This is a genomic window from Pseudomonas sp. PvP100, assembly GCF_017833055.1.
Lineage (GTDB): Bacteria > Pseudomonadota > Gammaproteobacteria > Pseudomonadales > Pseudomonadaceae > Aquipseudomonas > Aquipseudomonas syringae.
In genome coordinates, this window is record NZ_JAFIBO010000001.1 from 5124723 (window position 1) to 5135357 (window position 10635).

A 10635-nucleotide genomic window follows, 5' to 3' on the forward strand; every position below is an offset into this window, starting at 1 on the left:
GGGTCAACGATAAACTTTACAAAATCCGCACGCGCAGCGACTTGCCCTTGATCTTGCCATTGTTCAAACGCTCCAGGGCCTGTTTGGCCATGCTGCGCTCGACGGCAACGTAGGCCTGGAAGTCGAAAATCGCGATCTTGCCGACCTGAGTGCCGGGAATGCCTGCCTCGCCGGTCAATGCGCCGAGGATGTCGCCTGGACGCAGCTTGTCCTTGCGGCCCGAGCCGATGCACAGCGTGGTCATGGCGGGCAGCAGTTTGCCGCCTTCCTTGATGCTCAGTCTGTCGTATTGCTGCCAGTTCAACGGCGCTTTCTGCAACTCTTCGATGGCACGGGCGCGCTGGCTTTCCGACGGGGCCACCAGGCTGACCGCGATGCCTTTCTCGCCTGCACGACCGGTACGGCCGACACGGTGGATGTGGATTTCCGAATCACGCGCCAGCTCGACGTTGATCACCATGTCCAGCGCGTCGATATCCAGACCGCGCGCGGCCACATCAGTGGCGACCAGTACCGAAGTGCTGCGGTTGGCGAACATCGCCAGCACTTGATCACGGTCACGCTGTTCCAGATCGCCATGCAGGCCGACGGCAGACATGCCCTTGGCGGTCAGGTGATCGACCACTTCCTGCACCTGCTGCTTGGTGAAACAGAACGCCACACAGGACGTCGGCCGGAAATGGCCGAGTACCTTGACCACGGCTTCCAGGCGCTGCTCCGGGGAGATCTCGTAGAAAATCTGCTCGATCTGGCTGTCGGCGTGCAGTGCCTCGACTTTTACGGTCTGTGGATCACGCATGAATTTCGAGGACAACTGCTTGATGCCGACCGGATAGGTCGCGGAGAACAGCAGGGTCTGGCGGCGCTGCGGGGTCTGCTCGATGATGTCGGCGATGGCGTCGTAGAAACCCATGTCCAGCATGCGGTCGGCTTCATCGAGAATCAGCGTGTTCAGGCCGTCCAGGACCAGCGAGCCCTTGCGCAAATGCTGCTGTATGCGACCCGGAGTACCGACGATGATGTGCGCGCCATGCTCCAGCGAGCCGATCTGCGGGCCGAACGAAACGCCGCCACACAGGGTCAGCACCTTGATGTTGTCTTCGGAGCGCGCCAGACGGCGGATTTCCTTGGCCACCTGATCCGCCAGTTCGCGGGTCGGGCACATGACCAGTGCCTGGCAACCGAAGAAACGCGGGTTGATCGGGTTGAGCAGGCCGATGCCGAACGCAGCGGTCTTGCCGCTGCCGGTCTTGGCTTGCGCGATCAGGTCCATGCCCTTGAGGATCACCGGCAGGCTCTGCGCCTGAATCGGTGTCATTTCGGCATAACCAAGCGACTCCAGGTTAGCCAGCATGGCAGCGGACAGAGGCAGAGAATTGAAAGCGGTGTTAGTCACGACGGTGAACCTGCAAAACAAAAATGTCGCGTAGTGTATCACCCGCCAGTCAGACCTGGCACCGCGATAAAGGTCGTGGGAGCGAGCTTGCTCGCGAAGGGGCCCGTACAGCTACAGAAGATGGTTCGTGAGCAATGCGGATCGCCGCCCCGGTCACACAGGATCCAACAATGAGCACGGAGCATGGGCGCGATAGCCAGACAAAAAAATCCCCGCTGGAGGGCGGGGTTGAGGTTCGAGCGTGGCAGCTCGCAAAGGTGTACAGCAAGGCCCGTCCGGGGACGGGCCTGCAGGGCTTACAGCAGGATTGTGCGGATATCCGCCAGCAATTCGCTCAAGCGCTTGGTGAAGCGGGCAGCAGCTGCGCCGTTGATCACGCGGTGATCGTAGGACAGCGACAGCGGCAGCATCAGTTTCGGCTGGAAGGCTTTACCGTCCCAGACGGGCTGGATGGTTGCCTTGGACACACCGAGGATCGCCACTTCCGGCGCGTTGACGATCGGCGTGAAGCCGGTGCCGCCAATGTGGCCGAGGCTGGAGATGGTGAAGCACGCGCCCTGCATGTCGTTCGCAGTCAGTTTCTTGTTGCGTGCCTTTTCCGCCAGTGCGGCGGCTTCGGCGGCCAGTTGCAACAGGCTCTTCTGGTCGACGTCGCGGATGACCGGGACCAGCAGGCCGTCCGGGGTGTCCACGGCAAAGCCGATGTGCACGTACTTCTTGCGAATCACTGCCTTGCCGCTAGGTGCCAGCGACGCGTTGAAGTCCGGCAGCTCCTTGAGCAGGTGGGCGCAGGATTTGAGCAGCAGCGGCAGAACGGTAAGCTTGACGCCAGCCTTCTCGGCAGCGCCTTTCTGCGCCACACGGAAAGCTTCCAGGTCGGTAATGTCGGCCTGGTCGAATTGCGTGACGTGAGGAATGTTCAGCCAGCTGCGGTGCAGACCGGAAGCGCCGAGTTGCATCAGTCGCGTCATCGGTACTTCTTCGATCTCGCCGAAACGGCTGAAATCGACTTCCGGAATCGGCGGGATGCCCGAGCCGCCGCTTGCGCCGCCTGCTGGAGCTTCCTTGGCCTTCTGCATCATGGTTTTGACGTAAGCCTGAACGTCTTCTTTCAGCACGCGGCCGTGCGGGCCGGTGGCGCTGACTGCGCTCAGCTCGACGCCGAATTCGCGAGCCAACTGACGAACGGCCGGGCCTGCATGAACCTTGGCACCGTCTTTTGCCGGAGCCGCTGGAGCGGCCGGCGCAGGTGCTGCCTCTGCCTTGGGAGCAGGAGCTGCGGCCTCAGCCTTGGCCGGGGCAGCAGCGGGTGCGCTGGCGGCAGGGGCCGGAGCTGCGGCAGGCGCGGCGCCTTCGACTTTCAGTTTCAGGATCAGGTCGCCGGTACCGACTTCCTGGTCCAGCTTGACTTCGATGCTCTCGACAACGCCTGCTGCCGGAGAAGGGATCTCCATGCTGGCCTTGTCGGATTCCAGGGTGATCAGCGACTGATCGGCCTGGATGCTGTCACCAACCTTGACCATCAGTTCGATGATCTTGGCCTTGCCCGACGAGCCGATGTCCGGCACGTGGATGTCCTGAACGCTGGCGCTGGCTGCCGGAGCAGGCTCTGCGGCGGCCGCAGGTGCAGGTGCCGCTTCAGCCGGCTTTTCGGCAGCAGCAGGGGCTGCGGCAGGTTCGGCAGCAGGCGCCGGGGCCGCAGCCGCTTCGCCTTCCACTTCCAGTTCGAACAGCTCGTCGCCTTCTTTCAGGCGGTCGCCCAGCTTGACCTTCATGGTCTTGATGACGCCAGCCTTGGGCGCAGGGATTTCCATGCTCGCCTTGTCCGACTCAAGCGTCAGAACGCTCTGGTCGGCTTCGATGCGATCACCGACCTTGACCATCAATTCAATGACTTCGCCTTCACCGTTGCCGATGTCGGGTACACGAATTAACTCACTCACTATGTCTCTCCTTAGGAGAACCTGTTCACTCACGAATACGCTGGTTCAGTTACAACGAAACAGCGTTGGATGCTCATTTACGTCGAGTAAATTCCGCATCCTCGGCTGTTTACGCTCTGATCAGCGCTCTTGAAGCAGACTCTTAGCAGTCCAGTGGATTGCGTTTTTCAGGATCGATGCCGAACTTGGCGATGGCTTCAGCCACGACTTTAGGTTCGATATCGCCACGATCAGCCAAGGCTTCCAGGGCTGCCAGCACCACGAAGTGACGATCGACTTCAAAGAAGTGACGCAGCTTCTTGCGGCTGTCGCTACGGCCGAAACCGTCGGTGCCCAGGACTTTGTATTCCTTGGTTGGAACCCACTGACGAATCTGATCAGCGAACAGCTTCATGTAATCCGTGGATGCGATGACCGGACCTTTGCGACCGTTCAGGCATTCCTCGACATAGCTCAGCTGCGGCTTCTGGCCAGGGTGCAGGCGGTTGTTGCGCTCTGCAGCCAGACCGTCGCGACGCAGCTCGTTGAAGCTGGTGACGCTCCACACGTCGGCACCGATGTTGAACTCGTCACGGAGAATCTTCGCCGCTTCGCGAACTTCACGCAGGATGGTGCCCGAGCCCAGCAACTGGACGTGGTGCGCCGCTTCCTTGGTGTCTTCTTCGAGCAGGTACATGCCCTTGACGATGCCTTCTTCCACACCGGCCGGCATGGCTGGCTGGGCGTAGGACTCGTTCATCACGGTCAGGTAGTAGAAAACGTCCTGCTGCTCTTCGAACATCCGGCGCATGCCGTCCTGGATGATCACTGCCAGTTCGTAACCGTAAGTCGGGTCGAAGGTGCGGCAGTTCGGGATGGTCGATGCCAGGATGTGGCTGTGACCGTCTTCGTGCTGCAGGCCTTCACCGTTCAGCGTGGTACGGCCGGCGGTGCCGCCAACCAGGAAGCCACGGGTGCGGCTGTCGCCAGCGGCCCAGGCCAGGTCGCCGATACGCTGGAAACCGAACATCGAGTAGAAGATGTAGAACGGAATCATCGGCTGGTTGTGGCTGGAATACGAAGTGCCGGCAGCGATGAAGGAGGACATGGCGCCCGCTTCGTTGATGCCTTCTTCGAGGATCTGGCCTTTCTTGTCTTCGCGATAGAACATCACTTGTTCTTTATCGACTGGCTCGTAGAGCTGGCCGACCGACGAGTAGATGCCCAACTGGCGGAACATGCCTTCCATACCGAAGGTACGCGCTTCGTCCGGGATGATCGGCACGATGCGCTGGCCGATTTCCTTGTCCTTGACCAGTTGCGTCAGGATGCGCACGAAGGCCATGGTGGTGGAGATTTCGCGATCGCCCGAGCCATCCAGGATGGCCTTGAGGGTTTCGAGTGGCGGGGTCGGCAGGCTGAAGCTCTGCGCACGACGCTGCGGTACGAAACCACCCAGCGCAGCACGACGCTCGCTCAGGTAACGGGCTTCGGCGCTGCCTTCTTCCGGCTTGTAGAACGGCAGGGCTTCGAGTTCGGAGTCCTTGACCGGGATGTCGAAACGGTCACGGAAGTGACGCAGGCTGTCGACATCGACCTTTTTGGTGTTGTGCGCAGTGTTTTTCGCTTCGCCGGCGCCGGTGCCATAACCCTTGATGGTCTTGGCCAGAACCACGGTCGGTTGACCCTTGTGGTTGACGGCTTCGTGATAGGCCGCATAGACCTTGTACGGGTCGTGACCGCCACGGTTGAGTTTCCAGATCTCGTCGTCGGACAGATCGGCAACCATGGCCTTGAGTTCAGGCGAGTTGAAGAAGTGCTCGCGGACGAACGCGCCGTCCTTGGCCTTGTAGTTCTGGTATTCGCCGTCGATGACTTCGTCCATACGACGTTGCAGGATACCGTCGACGTCCTTGGCCAGCAGTGGGTCCCAGAAACGGCCCCAGATGACTTTGGTGACGTTCCATTGGGCGCCACGGAACACGCCTTCGAGTTCCTGGATGATCTTGGCGTTGCCGCGAACCGGACCGTCGAGGCGCTGCAGGTTGCAGTTGACGACGAAGATCAGGTTGTCGAGCTTCTCGCGACCGGCCAGGGCAATGGCGCCCAGGGATTCCGGCTCGTCGGTCTCGCCGTCACCCAGGAAGCACCAGACTTTCTGCTTGCCTTCCGGGATGTAACCGCGGTGCTCCAGGTACTTCATGAAGCGCGCCTGGTAGATCGCCTGGATCGGGCCAAGGCCCATCGATACGGTCGGGAACTGCCAGAAATCTTTCATCAGCCACGGGTGTGGGTAAGACGACAGGCCATTGCCGTCGACTTCCTGACGGAAGTTGGTCATTTGCTCTTCGGTGATGCGGCCTTCCATGAATGCACGGGCGTAAACGCCTGGCGATGCATGACCCTGGAAGTAGATCAGGTCGCCGCCGTGTTCGTCGGTCGGGGCCTGGAAGAAATAGTTGAAGCCGATGTCGTACAGCGTGGCGCTGGAGGCGAAGCTGGAGATGTGGCCGCCCAGGTCCGGGTCGCCGATGTTGGTTTTGACAACCATGGCCAATGCGTTCCAGCGCACCAGCGAGCGAATGCGGCGTTCCATGAACAGGTCGCCAGGCATGCGTGCTTCGTGGGTGACAGGAATGGTGTTGCGATATGGCGTGGTGATGGCGTACGGCAGCTGCGAACCACTACGGGTGGCCAGCTCGCCCAAACGGGTCATCAGGTAGTGAGCGCGGTCTTCGCCTTCTTTGTCGAGAACCGATTCCAGGGCGTCCAGCCATTCCTGGGTTTCGACGGGATCGAGGTCTTGCATGGCTTGCTCCAGGGCGGAAAGGCTTCCAGAATCGGTTGCCTGAGTTTGCGACTGGCCTTGTGGGCAGACGACATAAATTCTTGGATTTCCGGAGGGTGGGATCCGGCGGCGTGTAGTTTTACTACAAATCGACGACGATTTCAGCCCTCCGAGTATCGGACCCAGTAGTAAAACTACAGAGAAGCGACTCAATCGCTCCTGTTGTCGTGTAGCTTAAAACGTTACTGTTGATCGCTATTGAATATCTTGCAGGTAAAAAGCGGATTTTTATGCTTCTAATTTGATTTTTCCAGCAATTTATAACCTTTGTTCGACAAGCGGTGCTGGCAGACGCGTCTCGCCGTAACGACGGACGGGCGTCTGCACGCCGATCAAGGATAGACCATGAGCCTACCTTTACTGGCCGAATTTCCGGCCATTCTACTGCCATCGATCAGCCGCGCCCGCCAGATGTTTCAGGCTGCGCTGACTGCCCTGTCCGAGGACGCGCTGGCTTCTTTCAACGCTTGGCCCGAGGCGCGACAGGCAGCCTTCGACCGGGTCTGCGCCGCCAGTGATTTTGTAACCGAACAAGTCTGCCGTGATCCGCAGATGCTTCTGCAGCTGGCCGATTCGGGCGAGCTGGAGCGTAGCTTCTCTGCCGGCCAATTGCGCGGTCAGCTTGCCGAAGCGCTGTCGAGCGCCGCCAGCGAGGATGAACTGGGGCGTAATCTACGTCGACAGCGCGCACGCCAGCAAGTACGGATTATCTGGCGCGACCTGACCCGTCAGGCAAATCTCATCGAAACCTGCCGTGACCTGTCGGACATGGCCGATGCGTCGATCGATCTGGCTTACCAATGGTTGTACCCCCGGCATTGCCAGCAGTTCGGCACCCCGACCGGTCGTCATTCCGGAAAGCCGCAGCACATGGTCATTCTGGGCATGGGCAAGCTTGGCTCGGTCGAACTGAACCTGTCCTCGGACATTGACCTTATCTTCGGCTACCCGGAGGGCGGCGAAACCGTCGGCACCAAGCGTGCGCTGGACAATCAGGAATTTTTCATTCGCCTGGGACAGCGGCTGATCAAGGCGCTCGACCCGGTGACCGTCGACGGTTTCGTGTTCCGGGTCGACATGCGCCTGCGTCCTTACGGTTCTTCCGGGGCGCTGGTGCTTAGCTTCAATGCGCTGGAGCAGTATTACCAGGACCAGGGCCGGGACTGGGAACGTTACGCGATGATCAAGGCGCGCGTGGTCGGGGGCGATCAGGCGGCCGGTGCCGAATTGCTGGCGATGCTGCGTCCGTTCGTGTATCGCCGCTATCTGGATTTCTCGGCCATCGAAGCGCTGCGCACCATGAAGCAGCTCATTCAGCAGGAAGTGAAGCGCAAGGGCATGGCGGAAAACATCAAGCTGGGTGCCGGCGGCATTCGCGAGGTGGAGTTCATCGCCCAGGCCTTTCAACTTATTCACGGCGGCCGCGACCTGAGTCTGCAGCAGCGGCCGCTGTTCAAAGTGCTGAAAACCCTCGAGGGGCAGGGTTATCTGCCCTCGGCCGTGACCGAAGAGCTGCGTGAGGGCTACGAGTTTCTGCGTTATACCGAGCACGCCATTCAGGCGATTGCCGACCGTCAGACGCAGATGCTCCCGGACAACGAACAGGATCAGGCGCGCGTTGCGCTGATCATGGGCTTCGCTGACTGGGCTGCCTTTCACGAACGGCTCATGTACTGGCGTGGCCGTGTGGCCTGGCACTTCCGTCAGGTCATTGCTGACCCCGATGCTGATCCGGACGACGAGCAAGATGAAGATGACGAAGTGGTGGTGGGAGGCGAATGGCTGCCGCTGTGGGAAGAGTCCCAGGACGAAGAAGCCGCGGGTCGCCAACTGTTGCAGGCCGGCTTCGTCGATGCCGAGAGGGCGCTGAAACATCTGGCCAACCTGCGCAGCAGTCCCAACCTGCGTTCGATGCAGCGTCTGAGCCGTGAGCGGCTGGACGCATTCATCCCCCGTCTGCTGGCTCAGGCGGTGGAACATGAGAAGCCCGACCTGGTATTGGAGCGCGTGCTGCCCTTGGTCGAGGCCGTCGCGCGGCGCTCGGCGTACCTGGTGCTGCTCACGGAAAACCCCGACGCGCTGCGACAGCTGCTGACCCTGTGTGCCGCCAGCCCGTGGATTGCCGAACAGATCGCGCGTTTCCCGTTGCTGCTCGATGAGTTGCTTAACGAGGGGCGCCTGTTCAATCCGCCGCTGGCCCCGGAACTGGCGGCCGAGCTGCGCGAGCGGCTGATTCGTATCCCCGAGGACGATCTCGAGCAACAGATGGAGGCCCTGCGGCATTTCAAGCTGGCGCACAGCCTGCGCGTCGCGGCGTCCGAGATATCCGGCAGCCTGCCGTTGATGAAAGTCAGTGATTACCTGACCTGGCTGGCCGAGGCGATTCTCGATCAGGTGCTCGCGCTGGCCTGGCGCTACAGCGTGGCCCGCCACGGTACGCCTTTGCGTCCGGACGGCACGTTGTGCGATCCGGGCTTCGTGATCGTCGGCTACGGCAAGGTCGGCGGCATCGAACTGGGGCACGGCTCCGATCTGGATCTGGTGTTCATTCATGATGGCGATCTTGAGGCTGAGACCGACGGTGCCAAACCGATCGACACTGCGCAGTTCTTCACCCGGCTGGGGCAGCGGGTGATCCATTTGCTGACCACACAAACCAACTCCGGTCAGCTGTATGACGTCGACATGCGCCTGCGGCCTTCGGGGGCGTCTGGCCTGCTGGTCAGCTCTCTGGGCGCTTTCGCCCGCTATCAGGCCAATGAAGCCTGGACCTGGGAGCATCAGGCGCTGGTTCGTGCGCGGGTCATGACCGGCAGCCGGGATGTCGGCAAGCAATTCGAGAAGGTCCGTGCCGATGTGCTGGGGCGCGAACGCGATCTGGACAAGCTGCGCGCCGAAGTCAGCGAAATGCGCGCCAAGATGCGTGACAACCTCGGGACCCGCGCGACAGCGGCCGGCAGGGCGGCCAATGCCTTCGAGGCGGCGGTGCCATTCGACCTCAAGCAGGACGCCGGAGGTATCGTCGATATCGAATTTATGGTGCAATACGCCGCCTTGGCGTGGTCCAGAGAGCATCCCGCGCTGCTGCAATACACCGACAACATCCGGATTCTCGAAGGGCTGGAAGAGGCCGGGCTGCTGCCGGATACGGATGCCGGCCTGCTGCGCGAAGCCTATAAGGCGTATCGCTCGGCGGCACATCGCCAGGCCTTGCAGAAGCAGGCGGGCGTGGTCAGCGGCGATCAGTTTCATGCCCAGCGGCGTGAGGTGATGCGGATCTGGACGCAGATGGGGTTGAGCTGAGCCTCACGGCAACGCCACATTCCGCTGCAACACTCTATAAAGCTATGACAGGGAGGCGACAGGTTGTGTGGGAACGTCACGCAGTCTGATCGGCCTCCCTGATCGTTTCTGGTCGTTTTTGGATAGAACATGAAAATTCTGATCGTTGGGCCTAGCTGGGTCGGTGACATGGTGATGGCACAAACGCTGTTCCAGTGTCTGAAACAGCGTCATCCCGAGTGCGAAATCGACGTGCTGGCCCCTGAATGGAGCCGTCCGATACTGGAGCGCATGCCGCAGGTTCGTGCTGCGCTCAGTTTTCCGCTGGGTCACGGTGCCCTGGAACTGGCGACCCGTCGCCGGATCGGCAAATCTCTGGCTGGCCAATACGATCAGGCTATCCTGCTGCCCAATTCGCTGAAATCGGCGCTAGTGCCGTTTTTTGCCGGTATCCCGAAGCGCACCGGTTGGCGCGGGGAGTTTCGCTACGGCCTGCTCAACGACGTACGAACCCTCGACAAGCAGCGTTACCCGCTGATGATCGAGCGTTTCATGGCCCTGGCCTTCGACAAGGGCGCAGAGTTGCCGCGTCCTTACCCGCAACCGAGCCTGCGCATCGACCCGACCACGCGCGATGCCGCACTGGGCAAATTCGGCCTCACGCTGGATCGCCCGGTACTGGCGCTGTGCCCCGGCGCGGAGTTCGGCGAGTCCAAGCGCTGGCCCGCCGAACATTACGCACAGGTTGCCGACGCGAGCATTCGCGAAGGCTGGCAGGTCTGGCTGTTCGGCTCGAAAAAGGATCACCCGGTCGGTGAGAGCATTCGCCAGGAACTGATTCCCGGCCTGCGTGAGGAGTCCGTCAACCTCAGTGGCGAGACCTCGCTGGCCGAAGCCATTGACCTGCTGTCGTGCGCCGACGCTGTGGTGTCCAACGATTCCGGCCTGATGCACGTGGCCGCAGCGTTGAACCGTCCGCTGGTGGCTGTCTACGGCTCGACCTCGCCGGGCTTCACGCCGCCGCTGGCCGACGAGGTCGAGGTGGTGCGACTCGGCATCGAGTGCAGCCCGTGCTTCGAGCGCACCTGCCGTTTCGGCCATTACAACTGCATGCGTCTGCTTGAGCCGGACGCCGTGATTCAGGCGCTCAGCCGTCTGAGTAGCACGCCGGTGGAGGTTGCCTGATT

Annotated in this window: 5 protein-coding genes; 2 read left to right on the top strand and 3 right to left on the bottom strand. The window is 61.2% G+C overall.

The genetic code is table 11. The features are described from left to right. Nucleotides 1-16: 16 nt before the first annotated feature. From dbpA to aceE, 3 genes are all read right to left on the bottom strand, one after another. Entirely contained in the window at nucleotides 17-1354 is a 1338-nt protein-coding gene (dbpA, locus tag JOE39_RS22155; protein WP_003414398.1) for an ATP-dependent RNA helicase DbpA, read from the bottom strand. Between the two features lie 338 nt (nucleotides 1355-1692). Further along, nucleotides 1693-3339 (bottom strand): dihydrolipoyllysine-residue acetyltransferase, encoded by a 1647-nt coding sequence (aceF, locus tag JOE39_RS22160; RefSeq protein WP_024683423.1) that lies wholly within the window; start codon nucleotides 3337-3339, stop codon nucleotides 1693-1695. A 142-nt stretch (nucleotides 3340-3481) separates the two neighbouring features. Further along, on the bottom strand, nucleotides 3482-6127 hold the full coding sequence (aceE, locus tag JOE39_RS22165) for a pyruvate dehydrogenase (acetyl-transferring), homodimeric type (RefSeq protein ID WP_003392156.1): 2646 nt from the start codon (nucleotides 6125-6127) through the stop codon (nucleotides 3482-3484). A gap of 384 nt (nucleotides 6128-6511) precedes the next feature. Here aceE and glnE point away from each other — a divergent pair, with 384 nt between their 5' ends. Both glnE and waaF read left to right on the top strand, forming a co-directional pair. Then, nucleotides 6512-9469: a bifunctional [glutamate--ammonia ligase]-adenylyl-L-tyrosine phosphorylase/[glutamate--ammonia-ligase] adenylyltransferase gene (gene glnE, locus JOE39_RS22170; protein ID WP_210078273.1), complete on the top strand. Its 2958-nt coding sequence runs from the start codon at nucleotides 6512-6514 to the stop codon at nucleotides 9467-9469. A gap of 129 nt (nucleotides 9470-9598) precedes the next feature. Next, nucleotides 9599-10633, top strand: a complete 1035-nt coding sequence (gene waaF / locus JOE39_RS22175) for a lipopolysaccharide heptosyltransferase II (RefSeq protein WP_161421449.1) — start codon at nucleotides 9599-9601, stop codon at nucleotides 10631-10633. Nucleotides 10634-10635: the final 2 nt, after the last annotated feature.

Excerpts from the sequence above, each read along its gene's own strand:
- dbpA (WP_003414398.1), bottom strand. The coding sequence starts at position 1,354 with ATGCTGGCTAACCTGGAGTCGCTTGGTTATGCCGAAATGACACCGATT.
- aceE (WP_003392156.1), bottom strand. The coding sequence starts at position 6,127 with ATGCAAGACCTCGATCCCGTCGAAACCCAGGAATGGCTGGACGCCCTG.
- glnE (WP_210078273.1), top strand. The coding sequence starts at position 6,512 with ATGAGCCTACCTTTACTGGCCGAATTTCCGGCCATTCTACTGCCATCG.
- waaF (WP_161421449.1), top strand. The coding sequence starts at position 9,599 with ATGAAAATTCTGATCGTTGGGCCTAGCTGGGTCGGTGACATGGTGATG.